The organism is Zhengella sp. (genome assembly GCF_041397485.1).
Lineage (GTDB): Bacteria > Pseudomonadota > Alphaproteobacteria > Rhizobiales > Rhizobiaceae > Zhengella.
Genome location: NZ_JAWKWO010000005.1, coordinates 147,737 through 167,781 on the forward strand (window position 1 = coordinate 147,737; position 20,045 = coordinate 167,781).

The window sequence follows — 20,045 nt, forward strand, 5'->3', positions numbered from 1 at the left end:
GCCGCTCAGACCTTTTCGTCCGGCTCCAGGAGGCGATGCAGGTGAACGACGTAATACCGCATCAGGGCATTGTCGACGGTCTCCTGCGCCTTGGCGCGCCAGGCCGCGCGGGCCGACTGGAAATCGGGGAAGACGCCGACGATGTCGAGTGCGTCGAGATCGCGGAACTCGGAACTGTTCAGGGCTTTCAGCTCGCCGCCGAAGACAAGGTGGAGAAGCTGTTTCTTTTCCGGTGCATCGGTCATGGGAACACTTTCCATAAAGGCATGATTGACGTCGCATAGAGCATAAACGCGGTTCAAATGAAACCACGCCGCGGCGTTTTCAAGACATGGAACGCAGGGCTTCCAGCATTTGCGGAACCATGGCCGGGGAACCGGCGGCCATGCGGCCGCGGCGCGGATCACGGGTCGCCAGCAGCGGGGCCGTGCCATCCTCGCCGAACAGCGCGCCGCCGGCTTCGCGCAGCATCAATCCGGCCGCGGCGATGTCCCAGTCGTGGCTGTCGGGCCGGATGAAGGTGCCATCCAGCCGCCCGTCCGCCACCATGGCGAGACGATAGGCCAGCGAAGGCACGTGGGAGACCTTTTGCATGCGACGGCGCGTTTCCTCCGGCAGGGACCTTGTCATCCAGGCCGGGCCGCCGACCACCGGCTGGTCCCGCCGGCCGTTGACGGCAAGCGCCATGCCGTTCCTGCGGGCGCCGCCGCCCAGAGTGGCCTCGAAAACCTCTCCGAGGGCAGGACAATCCAGCACGCCGGCCAGCGCATGACCGTTTTCGACAATGGCGACGGAAACGCACCAGACGTCACGCCCCTCGACGAAAGCCCGTGTTCCGTCGATGGGATCGACGACAAAGGTACGCCGGGCGCCGAGGCGCGCCAGGTCGTCGGCGGTTTCCTCGGAAAGCCAGCCGTGCCCGGGGCGCGCCGCCATCAGCGAATCGCGGAGAAACCGGTCGACGGCGATATCGGCCTCGCTGACAGGCGAATCGCCAGCCTTCATCCACACGTCGGGATCGCGGCGGAAATAGCGCAGCGCGATGCGGCCGGCCTCGCTCGCGGCATCGCGCAGCAAAGCCAGGTCGGCATCAAGGCCGGTCAGGGGTGTTTCAGTCGCCGGCAAGCGTCATGCCCTCCACGAGCAGGGTGGGCGCGGCGGTGGAGAAGGACCGGTCGAGATCATTGGCCGGCGTCATGGCCATGAACATGTCCTTCAGGTTGGATGCAATGGTGACCTCGGAAACCGGCCAGGCCAGTTCGCCATTTTCGATCCAGAAACCGGATGCGCCGCGCGAATAGTCGCCGGTGACCATGTTGACGCCCTGCCCGATCACTTCCGTGACGTAGAAGCCGGATTTCAGCGAGCCGATCAGGTCCTGGGGCGAGGCATCGCCCGGCTCGATGGCCAGATTGGTCGATGCCGGCGTGACGGAGGAGGCCGAGCGCACCCCGCGGCCATTGGTCACCAGCCCCAGCTCGCGTGCCGCCGACGAAGCCAGGAACCAATGCTGAAGCACGCCCTTGTCGACCATGACCAGCGGTTCGCCGGCCACGCCCTCGCCATCGAAGGGTCGCGATGCCGGGCCACGCACGCGGCGCGGCTCATCGGTCAGGGTTATCGCCGCGGAAGCGACCGCCTGGCCCATGCGGTCGCGCAGGAAGGAGGTCTTGCGCGCGACGGCGGCACCGTTGATGGCGGCGGCCAGTGAACCGGCCAGGCCGCGCGCCACGCGCGGATCGAAGACGACCGTGACCGGCCCTGTCTTCGCCTTGCGGGCGCCGAGGCGCCGGACCGCGCGCTCGCCGGCACGCCGGCCAATGGCCTCGGGCGTCTCCAGGTCGGCGAAATGCTGGCGCGATGAGAAATCGTAGTCGCGCTCCATAGCGGTTCCCTCACCGGCGAGCACCGAAACCGAGCGCGAGAAGCGGGTTGACTGGTAGCTGCCCAGGAAGCCGTGCGAGGTGGCGAGAACCAGGCCGCCAAACCCGGCGCCAACGCCTGCGCCGAGCGAATTGGTGACGCCCGGCACAGCCATGGCCGCCTCCTCCATCGCCAGGGCGGTCTCGGCCATCCGGGCAGCGGCGGGTTCGCAAGGGTCGAACAGGTCGAGATCGGGAATGTCGCGAGCCAGCAGGTCCGGCTCGACAAGACCGGCATGGGGATCCTCGGGCGACGCCTTCGCCATGGCCACGGCGCGTTCGGCGAGGCGGGCGGGATCATAGCCGGTCGTCGCGGAAACGCTGGCGACGCGGCGGCCGCAGAAGACACGCAGCGATACATCATCGCTGGCCGAGGATTCGGTGTTCTCCACCTTGCCCAGGCGCACCGAAACCGACGTCGAACCGCCGCGCACAACAACGGCGTCGGCGGCATCCGCGCCGGCTTTCAGCGCGGCATCGACAAGCACCTGTACACGGGTTTCCAGTTCGCTCGTGTCGCGTGGGGTTTGCGTCATGACCATCCTTCGATGCGGCACTGCCGCCGCCTTGCCACGGCCCCTGACCACCGGCCGGGCCGTCTGAACTTTCCTGTTTCATCTATTGGCGCGGCCTGCAACAATCAATGGCACCGGGGCAAACAGGGAAATGCAGACAGATCATGGCCACCGAATCCACCTCGCTCTTCGCCGAAGCCCTGCTGTTGCTCGGCGGCGCCGTCATCGCGGCGCCGGTCTTCAAGCGGATCGGGCTGGGCACGGTGCTCGGCTATCTTGCGGCGGGAATCGTCATCGGGCCGATTGCCCGGCTGATCGCGGATGCCGAGGAGATCCTCCATGTGGCGGAACTTGGCGTGGTCTTCCTGCTGTTCATCATCGGACTGGAACTGAAGCCGGCGCGTCTGTGGGCCATGCGGCGCGCCATTTTCGGGCTCGGACTGGCGCAGGTTCTGGGTGCCGGCATGGCCATTTACGGTCTGCTCATGCTCTTCGGCTCGCTGCCGGCCAATGGCGCGCTGATCGCCGGATTCGGCCTGGCGCTGTCCTCCACCGCGTTTGCGCTGCAATTGCTCGACGAGAATGGCGCCACGAACACCCGCTGGGGCCAGACGGGCTTTTCGATCCTGCTGTTCCAGGACCTGGCGATCGTGCCGCTGCTGGCGCTCGCCTCCTTCCTCGCGCCCTATTCGCCCGACGCTCCGGGCAATATCTGGCTGGATGCCGGCATTGCCGTGGCCGCCGTGGCCGGCGTCATCCTCGCCGGGCGCTACCTGCTCAATCCGGCCTTCCGCTTCATCGGCAACACGGGTGCGCGCGAGGTGATGATCGCGGCGGCGCTGTTCGTCGTCATCGGGTCGGGCATGCTGCTGCAATGGGCAGGGCTCTCCATGGCGATGGGCGCCTTCCTGGCCGGCGTCATGCTGGCCGAATCCAGCTACCGCCACGAGCTGGAGGCAGATATCGAGCCCTTCCGCGGCCTGCTGCTGGGCCTTTTCTTCATCGCCGTGGGGCTTTCGGTCGACCTTGGCGTGATCCGGGACAACCTGTTCCTGATCACCGGAGCCACGCTCGGCCTGCTGGTACTGAAGGCAGCGATCAATTACCTTCTGTGCCGGATTTTCGGCTCCGATCACAATGATGCCATGCGCGTGGCCCTGCTCATTCCGCAGGGTGGCGAATTCGGCTTCGTGCTGTTCTCCATCGCGGCGGCCAGCGGTCTGTTCACCACATCCACGGCATCGATCCTGATTGCCATCGTGACGCTGTCCATGGCGCTGACGCCGCTTTCCATGATGCTGGCCAAGCGCATGGTGCGCGCGGACGAAGCGGAGGAAATGGACGAGGATTTCGATGGCGCCGGAGCCGACGTGCTGATGGTCGGTTTCTCGCGTTTCGGGCAGATCGCCTCGCAAATGCTGCTGTCGAGCGGGCGCGACGTGACCATCATCGACCATTCCGCCGACCGGGTGCGGGCAGCGCAGAAATTCGGTTTCCGCATCTATTTCGGCGATGGCACGCGCAAGGATGTGCTGGAGGCGGCGGGCATCCGGCGCGCCAAGATCGTCGCGGTCTGCACGCACAAGCGGGAAATCACGGACCGGATCATCGACCTGATCCAGTCGGAATACCCTAACGCGAAGATTTTCGCCCGGGCCTATGACCGAACCCACACGCTGGCCTTGCGGGCGCGCGGCGTGGACTACGAGGCGCGTGAAACCTTCGAATCCGGCCTGCTGTTCGGCCGCAAGACCATCGAGGCGCTGGGAGTGGAAGAGGCCCGCGCGCAGGAAATCCAGGACGATGTCCGCAAGCGCGACGAGGAGCGGCTGGCGATCCAGCAGGTCGAAGGGCTCTATGCAGGCCGCGACAAGCTGCACACCCGGCCGGTGACGCCGGAACCGCTGATCAAGCCGGTGCGCGAAGGCAAGCGGCTTGACGATGACCCGGAAGGGCGCGATCCGGAAAAACCGGCCAATCCCCATACCGTCGGCGCCAACGCCTGAATGCGGCCCTGCGCAATCGGGCTGGATCAGGCCGGTTCGGCGGCCGGCGGGACTTCCGGTTCCTGAAGCGCGGCGGCGCGGCCGGCCAGTTGCGGCAGCTTTTTCACCAGCGCCTCGCGCAACTGGATCCTGACCGGCTCGGTCACGTGGAGGACCTGGCGGATCTTGAGGAAATCGAGCACGCGGAAGCGCGAGACCGGCGGGCGGATCATGATGGAGGGCGGATGCGCCTTCTGCCGTGTTGCGATGATCGATTGCATCATCAATTGCGTGGCGCCGAACATGAAGTCGATGGACGAGGGATTACGCCCGGTTTCCTCCGGGCCGCCGACAACGTCGATGGCGATCACCATGTCGACCGCATCGCCGAAAATGTCGAAGGGCAATGGATTGTAGATGCCGCCGTCGATCAGCGTCATGCCGTCGCGCTTCACCGGACGGAAGACGGCGGGAATCGCGGCGGACGCTGCAACGGCGTTGCGCAGATCGCCCCCGGTAAAGAGGCAGAGCTTGTGACCGAAATAGTCGGTCGCAGTCACGGTGAGCGGGATCTCCAGTTCCTCGAAATGCGCCGGTATGCCGTCGGGCAAGAAGGCCTTCAGGATGCTCTCGACATTGAACTGGGAAAGCCGCAAGCCGGTTTCCATCATTGCGCCGATGCTTGCCGGCCGCGCCCGCCAGAGCCGGGCAACCGCTTCGCCACGGTCGGCCAGAACGGCAAGGGCGTGAGCCTCGATCTCCTCGCCGGTCATGCCGGCGGCCATCGCCGCCCCCATGATGGCGCCGATGGAGGAACCGGAAATGGCGACCGGGCGAATGCCGAGAGCATCGAGTTCCTTGATGACGTGAATATGGGCGAGGCCGCGCGCGCCGCCGCCCCCGAAGGCCACGCCTATGCGTGGCAGGACCGGCATTTGCCCCTCGCCATCTCCCGACGGCGGGCGGGCATCAGCCGGTTCCGCTTTCGTCCTGCCTGCCCGCGCCTTTTTCGTCATGGCCTTGTCAGCCCCCGCTGGTTGCCGCCGGCGCCGCACCGGCAATGGCCTCTTGCGGACCAACCATCATGATGGCGGGCTTGGCGGTCAAGAGCTTGCGCGCCTGTTCATGCACATCCTCCAAGGTGACCGCGTTGATATGGCCGGCGCGCTCGCGGATATAGTCGATGCCCAGGTTTTCCTGCTGGATACCGACGAGCGTGCGGGCGATGTCGCGCGAATTGTCGAAATTGGCGATCGGATAGGAGCCGATGATGTATTTCTTCGCCGTTTCCAGTTCCGCGGCGGTCGCGCCGTCCTTCACCATACGGTCCACCTGTTCCAGGATCACGTCGAGGGTTTCCTGCGCGCGGTCGGAGCGGGTCGCCGTCGAGATCTGCAGTTCGGCGGAATAATCGCGCGGGGAAAGCCAGGCGCCCACGCCATAGGCCAGGCCGCGCTTCTCGCGCACTTCCTCATAGAGGCGGGACGAGAACGTGCCGCCGCCCAGGATGTGGGTCATCACATAGGCGGCATAGAAGTCCGGATCGGCACGCTTCACGCCCGGATAGGCAAGGCGGATGGAGGTCTGCGGCAGATCGTAGGCCACTTCCATGCGCTGTCCGAACTCCGGAGCGGCGGGACCGACCGGTCTCTGGTCGGCCTTTTCCGGCAGGTCCGCGAACAGGCGGTCAAGCTCACGCTTCAACGTTTCGGCATCGATGGCTCCCACGACGCCGACGACGAGATTGTCGCGGGCGAACTGCGCCTGGTGGAAGGCCTTGAGGTCTTCCGGCGTGATGGTGCGCAGGGTTTCGACCGTGCCATCGTTGCGCCGGGCATAGGGATGGTCGCCATACAGGCCCTTGTTCCATTCGATCGCGGCGATGGTGCGCGGATCGCGGGCATCGGAGAGGAGGCCGGCGACGATCTGCTCGCGAATGCGCTCGACCGGTCCGGGGTCGAAACGCGGCCGGGTGATGGCCAGGCGCAACAGTTCAAGCGCCTCGTCGCGATTGTCGGCGAGCATGCGCATGGACCCGGAAATGCTGTCCGGGCTCTGCGAAAAGCTCATTTCCGCACCCACGTCATCGAGACGTTCCTGGAAGGCGTCGCTGTCGAGATCGCCCGCACCCTCGTCAAACAGTCCAGTGATGAGGTTGGCCATGCCCGCCTTGCCGTCCGGGTCCTGTGTGGAGCCACCCTTGAAAGCCATCTGGATGGTAACGATGGGAACGGTATAGTCCTCCACCAGCCAGGCCTTGATCCCCTTGTCGGAAACGACTTCCTGGATGTCCATTCCGGCGCGGGCCGGCAGGCTCGCGGCCAACATCACGAGGAGCGCGGCCAGCAGACCGGCGAGCGGATGGAAGAAAACACGTGCGTTCTGCATGGACGGGGTTCTCATGAGCGGGTCTCCTCTTCCGGCAGAAGCAGGCCGGTGACGGAGCGCGAATTGTCGAGCCAGCGGCGGGCGGCATCCCGGACCTGTTCCGGCGTCACCTGCTCGATGCGCGAGGTCCAGGTTCCGATGTCCTCCACGGTTCCGCCCGTGGTGAGCACCGAGCCGTACATGCGCGCCATGCCGGACTGGTCATCGCGCGAGAAGATCATCTGGCGGATGAAGCGGTTGCGCGCCTTGGTCAGTTCATCCTCGGTGACGCCGTCTTCGGCGATCCTGGCGACTTGCGCGAGAATGGCGTCCTGGAGTTCCTCCACCGTGGTCTCGCCGCGCGGCGTGCCATAGATGCCGAACCGGCTGGGGTCGAGCGCGGTGCCCTGATACCAGGCACCAACGCTGGCGGCCATGCCCTTGCTGACGATCAGTTCCTGATAAAGGCGGGAGCGTGTACCGCCGCCAAGGATCTCGGCCAGAAGGTCGAGCGCCTCGGCCTGCAGGCCTTCATCGGAACTGTAGGAGGGCACGACCCAGTTGACCTGATAGGTCGGAACCGAGACGCGCGGATCGCGCATCGTCACCACGCGGGCGGTGTTCTGCTCGGGCTCCTGGGGGCGGATCCGCGGAGGCAGTTCCGGGCCTTGCGGCACCTTGCCATAGGTCTGCTGGGCCAGTTTGCGCACCTCTTCGGCCGTGACATCGCCGGCCACGACGAGAACCGCGTTGTTGGGCGCGTAGTAGCGTGTGTAGAATTCGATCGCGTCGGCGCGGTTGAGCTGTTCGATCTCCCGTTTCCAGCCGATCACCGGAATGCGGTAGGGATGGTTCTGGTAGAGCGTGGCGTCGATTTCCTCCGACAGAAGTGCCGACGGGCTGTTGTCGACACGCATGGCGCGTTCTTCGAGGATGACGTCGCGCTCCGGCCCGATCACGTCATCGGTGAGGATGAGATTGTGCATGCGGTCGGCCTCGAAAGCCATCATGGTGCCCAAGGCATCGGGCGCAACCTTCTGGAAATAGGCTGTGTAATCATCAGAGGTGAAGGCGTTTTCCTGCCCGCCGATCTCCGTCACCGCGCGGGAAAATTCGCCTTGCGGGTGATTGCTCGTGCCCTTGAACATCAGGTGTTCGAAGAAATGGGCTATGCCGGACTTGCCGGGCGCCTCATCGGCGGCGCCGGTCTTGTACCACAGCATGTGGGTGACGACAGGTGCCCGATGATCGGGAATGACAACGACTTCCAGCCCGTTGTCCAGCATGAAGCGGGAAATGTCCTGTTTCGCGTCCTCGGCGAAGGATGGTGCAGCGGTCAGCAGGGCTGAGCCGGCCAGCGCCGCCAACATGGTTTTGCGAATGACCGCCATGGCAAGCATGTCTCCTGTGGCATGATCGAATGGGCAAACTGACCATCAAGATAGGGCCAAGTCAGGGCACAAGGAATGCGCGCCAGATGAAATCTTCGTAATGAAAGATCAGGCGCCGGCGTCGCCAAGGTGCAGGAAACGCATGATGGTGTCGCCCCAGCGGCGTTCGTCGGCCAGTTCGTAGCCCGGCCATTCCAGCGGCGCGCCGGCCGCTTCCTCTACGATGCACAGACTGCCAGACATCAGCCAGCCGCCCGCGCGCGCGGCGGCCAGGGCGCGGGTTCCCAGCCCCTTGCCATAGGGCGGATCGGCGAACATCAGCGTAAAGGGCTGCATGGTGCCGACCTGCCCGAGCGCGGCGGCATCGCGCCGGAAAATGCGCGCCACACCCTGAAGGCCGAGGGTCTCGATATTGGTGCGCAGCAGACCCCTGCCCTCGGCCGATTGCTCGACGAACAGGGCGAAGGCGGCGCCGCGCGACAGGGCCTCAAGGCCCAGCGCGCCGGTGCCCGCGAAGAGGTCAAGCACGCGCGCGCCTTCCAGCACGTTTCCATGGCCGTGGGCGAGAATGTTGAACAGCGCCTCGCGGGTGCGGTCCGTCGTCGGCCGGATCGCATCGGTTTTCGGCCCGGCCAGGGCCCGGCCCTTCAGCCGCCCTCCAACGATGCGCATGGATCAGCCGTCTTTCCCGCCCCGTGGGCCGCCACGGGGTTTGCCACGGGGACCGCCATGCGGCTTACCACCTGCCCGTCCGCCCGGCTTGCCGCCTTCGGGGCCGCGGTCGCGGGCCGGACCGCGGGATCCTGGGCCACGGGATCCGGGACCACGCGGGGCGGAACCACGCTCCTGCCCGGCGTCCTCGCGGCCGCCTTCGCGGGCGGGTCGGTAGCCGCCCTTGCCTGCCGGCTTGCCACCACCGGAATTGCCGCCGGGCTTTCCACCGGATTTGCCGCCGGGCTTTCCACCCGAGGGTCGTGCGCCGGAAGCCGGACGGGCACCCGGCGCGCGCCAGACATGGGCGCCGCGCGCCTCGTCGCCGAACTTGCGTTCCGCCGGCCGCTCCGCGCCTTCACGCGGGCCTGACCGTTCGCGCGCGGGCCGCTCGTCGCGGTCACGGCGCTGCCGGTCATCGTCGTCAAAACGCCGCGGACGCCTGTCGTCGCGGTCGCCCCGCTGGCGGTCATCGTCACGGAAGCGGCGCGGGCGCTCGCCTTCGTCGCCGCCACGGGGACCGGACTGGAACCGGCCACGGCGGCGGATCAGCCCGCCCTCTTCCTCACGGACCTCGTCGCGCCGGGGACGCGTCTGCAGCCGGTCGAGCGCGTCGGCGCGGCGCTCGTCGCGGTCGAGGCGCTGCGGTCTGGCGGCAGGGGTCCGTTCCGGTTCCTCGCCCTTGCGGACCGGCTTGTTGGAAAACTCGTTGAGCACGGGCGCTTCGAAATTGGCCCCCGATTCCTCGATCAGGGTTTCGCCAAGCTGCTCGCGCAGCGCACGGCCGCGAATCTCGCGCACCGCGCCTTCCGGCAGGTCTCCCAACTGGAAGGGACCGTAGGAGACACGGATCAGGCGCGTCACCTCAAGCCCGAGCGCGCCCATGACATTCTTGACTTCCCGGTTCTTGCCTTCGCGAAACGAAATGGTCAGCCACGAATTGGAGCCCTGCTGGCGGTCGAGCACCGCATCCATGGCGCCGTAGAAGATGCCGTCGACGGCGATGCCGTGCTTGAGGTCATCAAGGCGGGTCTCGTCGACCTCGCCGTGTACGCGCACGCGGTAGCGGCGCAGCCAGCCGGTGGCGGGCAGTTCCAGCACACGGGCAAGGCCGCCATCGTTGGTCAGCAGCAGCAGGCCTTCGGTGTTGATGTCCAGCCGCCCGACCGAGACCACGCGCGGCATGCCTTCCGGCAGGGCCGCAAACACGGTCGGACGTCCCTCCGGGTCGCGGTTAGTCGTCACGAGACCGGCCGGCTTGTTGAACAGCCAGAGGCGGGTGCGCTCGATCTCGGGGATCGGATTGCCGTCTATGGCGATGCGGTCGGCGGGCGTGACATTGAGCGCCGGGCTGTCGATCACCTTGCCATTGACCGAAATCCGGCCATCGGCGATCAGGGCTTCGGCCTCGCGGCGCGACGAGACGCCGGCGCGGGCCAGCCGCTTGGCGATGCGCTCTCCTGGCGGGGGCGCATCGGCGGCCTCCGCCGGATGCCTTGTGCCGCGCGCGCCAAATGGCTTGCCGCCCGTCCTGTTGGGGCCCGGCCCGGTGTTCCTTCGCGCGCCACCCGGCTTGCCGCGACCGCGCGGGCCCTTGTCATTCCTGTCGTCGTTCATCTGGTCATTCTTTCGTGGTGGGCCTGAGCATTTCGGTTGCGACTGAACCGCCCCCGATGCTCCATCTTGCTCTTCTTTCGCAATCCCGGACGCGAAACCGGTTCCCACTTTCGCTGCAATTGCTTTAGGTAGCAAACACAGTGTCCTGTTGCGAGTGAAAACGAACATGCCCGGAGAGGCAAAATCCGTCCTGACACCCATGGAGATCGCTCTTGGCGAAGCCCGCGCGGCGGCCGGCCGCGGCGAGGTCCCCGTGGGCGCCGTCATCACGCAGGGCGGAGCGGTGATCTCGAAGGCCGGCAATCGCACCCGCGAACTGAACGACCCGACCGCCCATGCGGAAATACTGGCCATTCGCGATGCCTGCACCGCGCTCGGGCAGGAACGCCTGACCGGACTCGACCTTCATGTCACGCTGGAACCATGCGCCATGTGCGCCGGGGCCATCTCGTTTGCCCGGTTGCGGCGCATCTATTTTGGCGCCGAGGATCCCAAGGGCGGCGCGGTGACCAGTGGAGGCCGGTTCTTCAGTCAGCCGACCTGCCATCACGCGCCAGACGTCTATGCCGGCATTCATGAACAGGAGGCGGCCCATCTGCTCAAGGCCTTCTTCGCGGAAAAACGCGACTGAGCGCGCGAACCAGGAAACGCGCTTACCAGGGCAGCATGTCGCGCCAACTCGACTTGCCTGCCTTCTTGCGCGATTCCGCTCTCAGGCGGCGTTCCTTCTCGTCCTCATCCTCACCGAGTTCGCCGACCGCGGCAGTGGCCGCCGGCACCCGGTATTCGAGCGGCGGTTCGGAAAGATACTTGCGATTGGCCGCGCTTCCCTGGCTGCCTTCGACACGGCGGCGGCGGTATTCGGCCTGCTGGGCGTTCTTGGCGAAAACCGGCGTCTGGCTGGAATCGAGGGTCCGGTACTGGCCGCGCTCGGCGGCAGCGGTGGAGGTGATCATCGGCGCATCCGGATCGCGTTCGCGGCCGCTTGTCACGATCGGCCGGAAATCCGGGTTGTCGCGGTTCTGGGTTGCATATTGGCGATAGCGCGCGCGGCGCTCTTCCGGCGATTCGGGCCATGCCTGCTGATTGGTCGCCACAATGTCCTGCTGCGGCGCAGGCAACTGGTCGGTGCTCGCCGGCCTGACCAGATCGGGCCGGGGCTCGTAATCGATCTGCGGCCCGCGCTTGGGCGCCAGCGACAGCATGCCGCCCAGATCCTCGACAAGCTGTTCGTTCGCCGTCTTGTCCGTGCCGTAGGTCGGCGAATTCATGCAGCCGGACAGGGCCGCGGCGGCTATGGCGGCGGAGATGGCGAGCGCGAGGCTCCGGCCGTTTCGCGTGTTTGCAAGCATGTCGCGGTGCGCGCCTTTCATTGTCTGTCCCCGGCGCTCGTGGCGCCTTGCATCCTGCTGCTCGTGCGATGACGGCACAATCCGGCAACAAGATGACACAACCCAAGTTGCCAGTCTTTTATCGCAATGCGGGCCGAACGGCAACGCGGGCGCGCGGTCTTCCACGCCCGCGCCCGCATTGCCCGGATCGTCCGGCTCAGAGGCGGCCAAGCGCCTGCAATTCCTTCAGCGCCGCGGCATCGCGGGCCGAGACGTCGGGGAAATCGGCATCCGTGCCGACATCGTTCGTCACCCGCCAGGACCGGGCGCACTTGGTGCCGCTGGCCAGCGCAGGCACAACCCCCACTCCCTTGACCTCGTCGAGCGTGAATGCCCCGGCCGGGGCGGGCTTTTCGGAGACCGAAATGCCCGACGTGATGCAGATCTCGGACATGTCCAGGCCCTGGATGGCCTCACGCAGGGCCGGGTCGGTGACATGAACGAAGGGCGCGGCCTCCAGCGAGGAACCGATGCGCTTTTCGCGGCGCTCGATCTCCAGCGCGCCGGTAACGACACGGCGGACCTGCCGCACCTTCTTCCATTTCGCCGCGAGGTTTTCGTCCTTCCATTCCGCCGGAATGGCCGGGAACTGTTCCAGATGCACCGAGACAGCATCCGGGTTGCGCTCAAGCCACGCTTCCTCGGTGGTGAAGGGCAGCATGGGCGCAAGCCATTTCACCACCGCATCAAAGACGGTACGGACCACCTGGAGCGCGGCCTTGCGGCGAATGCTCGACGGCGCGTCGCAGTAAAGCGCGTCCTTGCGGATGTCGAAATAGAAGGCCGACAGGTCGATGACCATGAAGTCGATCAGGTTGCGGGCGATCCGCTTGAAATCGAAATTGCCGTAGCCCTCGTTGACCACGCGGTCCAGTTCCGCCAGGCGATGCAGGATCAGCCGCTCCAGTTCCGGCATGTCGTCCAGCGCCACCGTCTCGCCCTCGTCATGGGCCAGCGTGCCCAGCATCCAGCGGATGGTGTTGCGCAGCTTGCGATAGGCATCGATGTTGGTCTGGATGATCGCCTTGCCGAGACGCTGGTCTTCCCAATAGTCCGTGGTCATGACCCACAGGCGCAGGATGTCGGCGCCGGCATCCTTCATCACGTCCTGCGGCGTGACCGTGTTGCCCAGCGACTTGGACATCTTGCGCCCGTCCTCGGCCATGGTGAAGCCGTGGGTAATGACCGTGTCATAGGGCGCGCGGCCGCGCGTGCCGCAACTTTCCAGCAGCGAGGAATGGAACCAGCCGCGATGCTGGTCCGAACCTTCCAGATAGACGTCCGCCGGCCATTTCAGGTCGGGCCGGTCCTCCAGCGTGAAGGTGTGGGTCGAGCCGGAATCGAACCAGACGTCGAGGATGTCGCGCACCTGCTTCCACGGTTCGCCCGCGCGCTCGCCCAGGAAGCGTTCGCGCGCGCCCTCGGCAAACCACGCATCCGCGCCCTCGGCCTCGAAGGCCTCAAGAATGCGTGCGTTGACAGCCTCGTCCTTCAGCACGTTTCCGTCCTCATCGGCGAAGACACAGATCGGCACGCCCCAGGCGCGCTGGCGCGACAGCACCCAGTCGGGCCGGTCGGCGATCATGGTGCGCAAACGCGTCTGGCCGGCTGCCGGTACGAAACGGGTCGCGTCGATGGCCTTGAGCGCGCGCTCGCGCAGCGTCGTTCCGTCCTCCAGCGTCTTGTCCATATGGACGAACCATTGCGGCGTGTTGCGGAAGATGACCGGCTTCTTGGAGCGCCAGGAATGGGGATAGGTGTGCTTCAGGCGGCCGCGGGCAAACAGCTTTTCAGCGGCGATCAACGCCTCGATCACCGCCTTGTTGGCATCGCCCTTCTTGCCATGATCGTCGATGACGCGGGCGGGGCCGCCTTCGCGGTCCGGGCCGAAGCCGGGCGCATCCTTCGTGAAGAAGCCGGCATCGTCGACCGTGAACGGGATCTGGCTGGAAATGCCCCGGGCCTCAAGTTCGCGCGCATGGTGCATCCAGGCGTCAAAGTCCTCGCGGCCATGGCCCGGCGCAGTGTGGACGAAGCCCGTGCCGGCATCGTCGGTGACGTGGTCGCCTTCCAGCAGCGGCACGTCGAAGGTGTAGCCGCCGCCGACGCCTTGCAGCGGATGGGCGCAAACCGTATTGGCCAGTTCTCCGGCGGATACATCGCGCAGACGCTTGTATTGCAGCCTGGCCTTGGCGAAGCTCTCTTCGGCCAGCGCGTCAGCGAAGACCAGCTTCTCGCCGGGTTGCGGGCCGAAATCGTTCTCAGCCGCCGTCACTTCATAAAGGCCATAGGCGATGCGCGCGGAGTAGGAGATGGCGCGGTTGCCGGGAATGGTCCAGGGCGTCGTCGTCCAGATGACGATGCAAGCGCCGTCAAGGTCACCGCCAGCGGTGACCGGGAACTTGACCCAGATCGTGTCGGATTCGTAATCCTGGTATTCCACCTCGGCCTCGGCCAGCGCGGTGCGCTCGACGACCGACCACATGACCGGCTTGGAACCGCGATAGAGCTGGCCGGACATGGCGAATTTCAGCAGCTCGCCGGCAATGCGGCTTTCGGCATGGAAATTCATCGTCGTGTAGGGCGTCTCGAAGTCGCCGATGACGCCAAGGCGCTTGAATTCCTCGGACTGCACCGCGATCCAGTGACTGGCGAAATCGCGGCATTCCTGGCGAAACTCGTTGACCGGCACCTCGTCCTTGTTGCGGCCCTTGGCGCGATACTGCTCCTCGATCTTCCATTCGATCGGCAGGCCGTGGCAATCCCATCCCGGCACGTAGTTGGAGTCGTAACCGCGCATCTGGAACGAGCGGGTGATGACATCCTTGAGGATCTTGTTCAGCGCGTGCCCGATGTGGATGTTGCCGTTGGCATAGGGCGGGCCGTCATGCAGCACGTAGAGCGGGCGGCCTGCGGCGCTTTCGCGCAGCTTGCGGTAAAGGTTCATCTCCTGCCAGCGGGCGACGATTTCCGGCTCCTTCTTCGGAAGGCCGGCGCGCATGGGGAATTCGGTCTGCGGCAGGTAGAGCGTCTTGGAATAGTCGAGCTTTTCGGGCGTGTCGGTCATTGTCTTGCCAATCATGGGGCCGGTTGCGGCCTGGCTTCATTCGGGCTTGAAAACGGATGGCTGCGCGGGCGCGGGTCCGCATGGCGCACAGCATGGCTCCCGGACCTTCCCGCGCCGGGTCAGGCGCTGGGGAAAGCCGGGCCAATAATTCGCAGGGATATGACGTGTGGCACGGTCTTCATGGGCGCGGGTCTTAGTCCTTTTTGCGCCACTTGAAAAGTGGGCCTGCGGGCCGCCCCGCCGGTTACCATGTGTCCCGGTCCAGTTTCTCGAAGATGATGCGGCGCATGGCTGCCGTCATCGCGCCGGGAAACAGACGGCCGAGCCCGGCATAGAGCCTTGGCGCGCCGCCCGGAACGATGGCCCGCCTGCCCTTCTGCATGCCGTCCAGGATGATGCGCGCGGCAACGGGGGCCGGCATGCGGCGCGATGCGTCGGCGCCTGCGGGGGCGTGGCGGGCAGCCTGCGGCGTATCCAGAGGGCCGGGAAAGATGGCCGAGACGGAAACGCCGAGACGGGCGGCGGGCTTGCGCAGCGAGCGGGCATAGACGGCCAGGGCATCCTTGGAGCCGGCATAGGCGGCGGCGCCGGGATAGCCGGTGAAATGCGACAGCGAGGAGACGAAGCCCATGTGCCCGCCGGCGGCGACGGCACGGTCTCGCAGCAGGGCAGCGGCCAGGACCATGGGTGCCTCTGCATTGACGCGGACGATACGCAGCAGCACGTCCGGCGGCATCGTGGCCAGACGGCCCGTGGCACTGATGCCGGCATTCAGCAAGACGCAATCATAAGGCCCGGCGGCGAAGATGACCGGCAGCGTGCGGTCGAGCGCGTCACGGTCGGCAAGGTCGCAGGTGATGTGAAGGCGCTCGCAGGCCTCGCCATCGGGTTCCTGCCGGTCGAGTACAACCACGTCGAAGCCGCGCAGTTCCAGCAGGTCGGCAAAGGCCCGGCCAAGGCCCGATGACGCACCCGTGACCAGGGCGCGCGGCCTCTCCGTGCCTGCCCGGCTCACAGCCGCGGCCTCCACCAGGAGGCGCCGGAGAGATAGCGCAGCCAGCCGAGCGCAACCGGCGAACGGCGCGTGGCGAGATCATGGGCCAGCATGGCGGCGGCATCGCCGGGGTCCAGAAACAGCATGGCCAGCCGTCCGGGATCGTGGCCGGCCCTTGCATGCATGCCGGTTCGCATGGGGCCGGGATGGACGACCTGCACGCCCACCTCGCCGCGCCATTCGCTGCGCAGGGCACGCGCGACACCGTGCAGACCGGCCTTGGACCCTGCATAGGCGGGAAACAGCGCCGCGCCCCGGTAGGCCACCGATCCGACCAGCGTGAGCAGACCCTGCGCGGCGGCAAGGCGGGAATGGAGCATGCGCGCGAGGACAAGCGTGGCGGCAAGATTGACGTCGAGCGTCTCACGGATCTGCTGCGTGCTTTCCAGTCCGTCCGGCACGGCATAACCGGCCGCGGCATTGAGCACGGCGTGGTCAAGGCCCTCCCAGCCGGCCCTGTCCAGAGCGTCGCAAATCGAGGCGGAGGCCGCCAGCGGATCAGCCAGGTCGGCCTGCACATAGCGGCAGCGTTCGGGCAGCAGGGACGCAGCCTCTTGCGGCGTCCTGCGGCCTGCTACCATCACCTCATGCCGGCCGCAAAGGTGGCGGGCAAGCGCCAGACCGAGACCGCTGGTCCCGCCCGTTATCAGCAACCGGCGCGCGCCGCCAGCGCTCATTGCGCCTGCGCGAAGGCAATGGCCGCATCGAGCGGCGAAAGCGGTCTGACGCCTGACAGGAGCGCGCGGGCTTCCGCCTCGTCGCGCTTCATCTGCGCCACCAGAGGGTCGAGACCGTCAAACTTTTCCTCGCCGCGCAGGAAGCCGAACAGGGACACGGTGCAGGTCTCGCCATAGAGATCGCCGGCGTAGTCGAACAGATAGGTTTCCAGCAAGGCCGAACCGTCGCTGTCGACCGTGGGCCGGCGGCCGAAACTGGCGACGCCATCGTGGACCGCGCCATCGGCTCGGGTGAAGCGTACCGCATAGATGCCATGGGCGAGGCCATTGTCTTCAGGCAGCGCCATGTTCGCCGTGGGATAGCCCAGGGTGCGGCCAAGCTGCTTGCCGCGTATGATATCCGCCTCCACCGTATAGCGATACCCCAGAAGGCCGGCGGCCTGCGCGGCGCTGCCCGCCTGCAGGCATTCACGAATCCGGCTTGAGGAAACGACTTCCGCATTCTCATCCCGGAAGGCATCGACAAGCGTGACGCCAAAGCCGTTTTCCTCGCCCGCGGCCATCAGGTAGGCCGGGCCCCCGGCCCGGTTGCGGCCGAAATGGAAGTCGAAGCCGGTCACCACGTGGACGATGCCCAGCCCGTCGCGCAGGATGCCGTGGATGAAATCGGCCGGCTCGGTGGAGGCGAAGTCGCGGCTGAACGGCTGTTCGACGACCGCATCGAATCCGAGGGCTTTTAGCAGCCGGGCGCGCAACGGGGCGGGCGTCAGCCGGAAGACCGGTTGATCGGGCCGGAAAACCGTGCGTGGATGCGGCTCGAAGGTCAGCACAAGGGCCGGCACACCCTTTTGCGCGGCAAGTGCCAGCGCCTTTTCCAGCACTGCCAGATGGCCGCGATGGACACCGTCGAAGTTGCCGATGGCGACAACACCGCCTCGCAGTTCCGGCGGCAGGTGCATCGGATCGGACAGACGCAGCAGGCTCTCCTTGACCATTCGACTACACCAGTTTGGCGATGGATGCGGCGGGCCAAAGCCCGTGCTGGGCGAAAAAGGCGGTCAGCCGGGTCCGGTCGGGCGCATCGGCTGCCGGGCCATACTCGCGGAAATGAATGCCGCCGGAGACAAAGAGAACATCGATACCGGCATCTACCGCACCCTTGATGTCGGTGAGCATGCCGTCGCCGATGGCAAGGACATCCTTCCTTTCCACCGGCTCGCCGGGCAGTTCGTTGAGCCGCGCCATGGCGGCGCTGTAGATGGGGGCATGCGGCTTGCCTGCGATCAGGGTGCGCCCGCCCATCTGGCCGTAGTCGCGGGCCAGCGCACCGGAACACCAGATCATGCGATCGCCGCGCTCCACCACGATATCCGGGTTGGCACAGACCATCGGCAGGTTGCGCGAGCGAAAACGCATCAGCATTTCCGCATAGTCTTCCGGCGTTTCCGTCTCATCGTCGAAAAGGCCGGTGCAGATCACGGCCGCAGCCTCGAATTCCTCCACAAGTTCCACATCCAGGCCATCGAAGAGCTGAAGATCCCGGTCGGGCCCGAGATGGAAGACCCGGCGCGGGCCTTCGGCGATCAGGTCGCGCGTCACGTCGCCCGACGTGACCACCGCATCCCAGGCATCGTCGGGCACGCCCAGTCCACGCAACTGCGCAATGACACCGGACGACAGGCGCGGCGCATTGGTCAGCAAGACAACCCGGCGGCCCTGCGCGCGCATGCGCGCCAGCGCGCCGCAGGCTTGCGGAAACGCACGCACCCCATTGTGCACGACACCCCATACATCGCACAGGATGGCGGCATAGGGCGCGGCCAGGTCATCCAGTCGCTCGATCAATCCAGGCGTGGCGTTCATCAATGGCTTCCGACTTGCGCATCCGGTCTTGAAGAAGTCCCGGCCGTGTCCCGGGCCGGGGGTTGAACCGTTCCGGAATTAACCCAAGCCGTTCACCCTGTCACCAGCTTTGGGCTGACAGGATCCGGCGACCATGCGAAAAAGAGTGAGCTAATACGTCGCAAAACCCGGCTTTCGCCATGGAGGTTTACCGGTCGCATGAATCGTCCTTCGATCCCGTTCATCAGCATTTCGGCGGCAAGCCTGCTGCTTGCGTCCCCGGCGCACGCGGCGCTGGACGACATGCTGGTGGCTGGTGGCCTGGGGCTTTCGGCCGGCATCGGGATGGCCGGTTTCGCAACCGGGCTTTGGGCGCTCCTCCTCCTGCGCAAGGCACGGCGCGAGCAGCGCCGGCTGATGGAAATGGTGGAGCGAACGCTGGCGGCGCAGACGCGAAGCGCAAACCGGGCGGAGCCGGCGGAGGGCAGGCTCGATCCCCCGATGCCCGCAAACATTACCGCGGCGGTTCCGGCGCAAAACCCTGACGGCGGCACGGTTGGCGATGGCGCCAGCGAAGGTGCGCAGCGTGCGGCTGCGGCCGACGAACCGGCCGCGAACGTGATCCGGCTCAGCGAGGAAGCGGCCAGGGCCGCGCGGCCGGAACGGGAGGAACGAACGTCGAGGCGCGCAGGCAAGGCGGAGAAGGCCCGCGTGGAAGCCCTGTGCGAGGGGCGTTTCGACCTCGCGCTCGAACCGATGATTTCCATATCCGGTTCGCGGGCCGTGGGTTTCAACGTGCACGCCACGGTGGGACCCGGCAACGATTTCATGTCCCGCATGGCCAGCGAACCGCGCGCCGGGGCGAGGCAGGCCTTCGAGGCCGCCCTGGTGCGCAAGGCGGCCGAAGTGGCAAGCCGGCATCTGGGCGCGGACGGCGCCAACCTGCCACTGCATGTGCCGGTCTCCGCCAGCCTGTTGCAGAACCCGGAGGCGCTGGGCGGGGTCGCCACGCTTTACAAGGGCGACGACGCGCTTGCCCGTTCGCTCATCCTGTCGCTGCCGGTTCACCTGATGACCGGAGCGAACCGCAAGCACGCCGCGGCACTCGACACCTTGCGTGACAGCGGTGCGCAATTTGCCGCCGAAGGATGGCTCGGCGGCGCCGATGCCCTGAAAATCCTCACCGGATACGGTGTGCGCTGCGTCAAGCTGACCGCAAACCGGCTGCTGGAGCGCGAAAAGCTTCGTCCGCGAGACCTGGATGCAGAAAGCATCATCGCTGCCTGCACCCGCGAAGGCGTTACCGTTTCGGCAATCGACGTGACGACCGACGAAGAGGCGGTGAGCCTGATCGACCTGGGGGTCGATGTCATGTCCGGCAGCCGGTTCAACGGACCAAGGCGGCTCAAGCCGGATCTGCCCGCGGGCAAGGGTATTCTCGCGGCAACATGAACCGTCGCAAGCCAGGTGCATTTACAGTAAACGTACAGTAAATTCTTATATACG

The 20,045-nt window shown here is 66.3% G+C and carries 17 protein-coding genes; 3 read left to right on the forward strand and 14 right to left on the reverse strand.

All coding sequences use genetic code 11. The annotated features are described in order from the left end of the window. Window positions 1-5 precede the first annotated feature (5 nt). The 3 genes from R3D65_RS15610 to R3D65_RS15620 form a co-directional block, all read right to left on the reverse strand. Window positions 6-245 carry a DUF4170 domain-containing protein gene (locus R3D65_RS15610; RefSeq protein WP_371276185.1) on the reverse strand — a complete coding sequence of 80 codons (240 nt, stop codon included), beginning with the start codon at window positions 243-245 and terminating at the stop codon, window positions 6-8. Window positions 246-324: 79 nt separating this feature from the next. After that, window positions 325-1,125, reverse strand: coding sequence for a 3'(2'),5'-bisphosphate nucleotidase CysQ (locus R3D65_RS15615; RefSeq protein WP_371276187.1), 801 nt, complete (start codon window positions 1,123-1,125; stop codon window positions 325-327). Further along, on the reverse strand, window positions 1,112-2,458 hold the full coding sequence (locus R3D65_RS15620) for a TldD/PmbA family protein (protein WP_371276188.1): 1,347 nt from the start codon (window positions 2,456-2,458) through the stop codon (window positions 1,112-1,114). Before R3D65_RS15620 ends, R3D65_RS15615 begins: the two co-directional genes overlap by 14 nt. A gap of 143 nt (window positions 2,459-2,601) precedes the next feature. Here R3D65_RS15620 and R3D65_RS15625 point away from each other — a divergent pair, with 143 nt between their 5' ends. After that, complete coding sequence (locus tag R3D65_RS15625) at window positions 2,602-4,443, forward strand: monovalent cation:proton antiporter-2 (CPA2) family protein (protein ID WP_371276189.1); 1,842 nt, start codon at window positions 2,602-2,604, stop codon at window positions 4,441-4,443. Between the two features lie 26 nt (window positions 4,444-4,469). Here the strand turns inward: R3D65_RS15625 and R3D65_RS15630 are convergent, their stop codons facing one another. The 5 genes from R3D65_RS15630 to R3D65_RS15650 all read right to left on the reverse strand — a co-directional run bounded on the left by R3D65_RS15630 (window position 4,470) and on the right by R3D65_RS15650 (window position 10,508). Beyond that, the gene (locus R3D65_RS15630) at window positions 4,470-5,357 is read right to left on the reverse strand and encodes a patatin-like phospholipase family protein (protein ID WP_371276476.1); all 888 of its coding nucleotides are present in this window, start codon (window positions 5,355-5,357) and stop codon (window positions 4,470-4,472) included. An 88-nt stretch (window positions 5,358-5,445) separates the two neighbouring features. Further along, the gene (locus R3D65_RS15635) at window positions 5,446-6,825 is read right to left on the reverse strand and encodes a M16 family metallopeptidase (RefSeq protein WP_371276190.1); all 1,380 of its coding nucleotides are present in this window, start codon (window positions 6,823-6,825) and stop codon (window positions 5,446-5,448) included. Next, window positions 6,822-8,180, reverse strand: a complete 1,359-nt coding sequence (locus tag R3D65_RS15640; protein WP_371276191.1) for a M16 family metallopeptidase — start codon at window positions 8,178-8,180, stop codon at window positions 6,822-6,824. The genes R3D65_RS15635 and R3D65_RS15640 overlap by 4 nt, the downstream gene beginning before the upstream one ends. A 108-nt stretch (window positions 8,181-8,288) precedes the next feature. Then, a complete protein-coding gene (rsmD, locus tag R3D65_RS15645; RefSeq protein ID WP_371276192.1) occupies window positions 8,289-8,852 on the reverse strand; it encodes a 16S rRNA (guanine(966)-N(2))-methyltransferase RsmD in 564 nt (187 codons plus the stop codon). A gap of 3 nt (window positions 8,853-8,855) precedes the next feature. Beyond that, window positions 8,856-10,508, reverse strand: a complete 1,653-nt coding sequence (locus R3D65_RS15650; protein WP_371276193.1) for a pseudouridine synthase — start codon at window positions 10,506-10,508, stop codon at window positions 8,856-8,858. A gap of 199 nt (window positions 10,509-10,707) precedes the next feature. Between R3D65_RS15650 and R3D65_RS15655 the strand changes: the two genes are divergently transcribed. Beyond that, window positions 10,708-11,139 (forward strand): nucleoside deaminase, encoded by a 432-nt coding sequence (locus tag R3D65_RS15655; protein WP_371276477.1) that lies wholly within the window; start codon window positions 10,708-10,710, stop codon window positions 11,137-11,139. Between the two features lie 22 nt (window positions 11,140-11,161). Here the strand turns inward: R3D65_RS15655 and R3D65_RS15660 are convergent, their stop codons facing one another. The 6 genes from R3D65_RS15660 to R3D65_RS15685 form a co-directional block, all read right to left on the reverse strand. Next, on the reverse strand, window positions 11,162-11,881 hold the full coding sequence (locus tag R3D65_RS15660; RefSeq protein ID WP_371276194.1) for a hypothetical protein: 720 nt from the start codon (window positions 11,879-11,881) through the stop codon (window positions 11,162-11,164). Window positions 11,882-12,056: 175 nt separating this feature from the next. Continuing rightward, the gene (gene ileS, locus R3D65_RS15665; protein WP_371276478.1) at window positions 12,057-14,966 is read right to left on the reverse strand and encodes an isoleucine--tRNA ligase; all 2,910 of its coding nucleotides are present in this window, start codon (window positions 14,964-14,966) and stop codon (window positions 12,057-12,059) included. A gap of 244 nt (window positions 14,967-15,210) precedes the next feature. Further along, complete coding sequence (locus R3D65_RS15670; protein WP_371276195.1) at window positions 15,211-15,981, reverse strand: SDR family NAD(P)-dependent oxidoreductase; 771 nt, start codon at window positions 15,979-15,981, stop codon at window positions 15,211-15,213. Then, window positions 15,978-16,697, reverse strand: a complete 720-nt coding sequence (locus tag R3D65_RS15675; protein ID WP_371276196.1) for an SDR family NAD(P)-dependent oxidoreductase — start codon at window positions 16,695-16,697, stop codon at window positions 15,978-15,980. The genes R3D65_RS15670 and R3D65_RS15675 overlap by 4 nt, the downstream gene beginning before the upstream one ends. After that, window positions 16,694-17,692, reverse strand: a complete 999-nt coding sequence (locus R3D65_RS15680) for a bifunctional riboflavin kinase/FAD synthetase (protein ID WP_371276197.1) — start codon at window positions 17,690-17,692, stop codon at window positions 16,694-16,696. Before R3D65_RS15680 ends, R3D65_RS15675 begins: the two co-directional genes overlap by 4 nt. A gap of 4 nt (window positions 17,693-17,696) precedes the next feature. Beyond that, a complete protein-coding gene (locus tag R3D65_RS15685; protein WP_371276198.1) occupies window positions 17,697-18,560 on the reverse strand; it encodes a TIGR01459 family HAD-type hydrolase in 864 nt (287 codons plus the stop codon). Window positions 18,561-18,758: 198 nt separating this feature from the next. On the opposite strand from R3D65_RS15685, the gene R3D65_RS15690 reads away from it, so the two are divergent. Next, window positions 18,759-19,991, forward strand: a complete 1,233-nt coding sequence (locus tag R3D65_RS15690; protein ID WP_371276199.1) for an EAL domain-containing protein — start codon at window positions 18,759-18,761, stop codon at window positions 19,989-19,991. Window positions 19,992-20,045 lie beyond the last annotated feature (54 nt).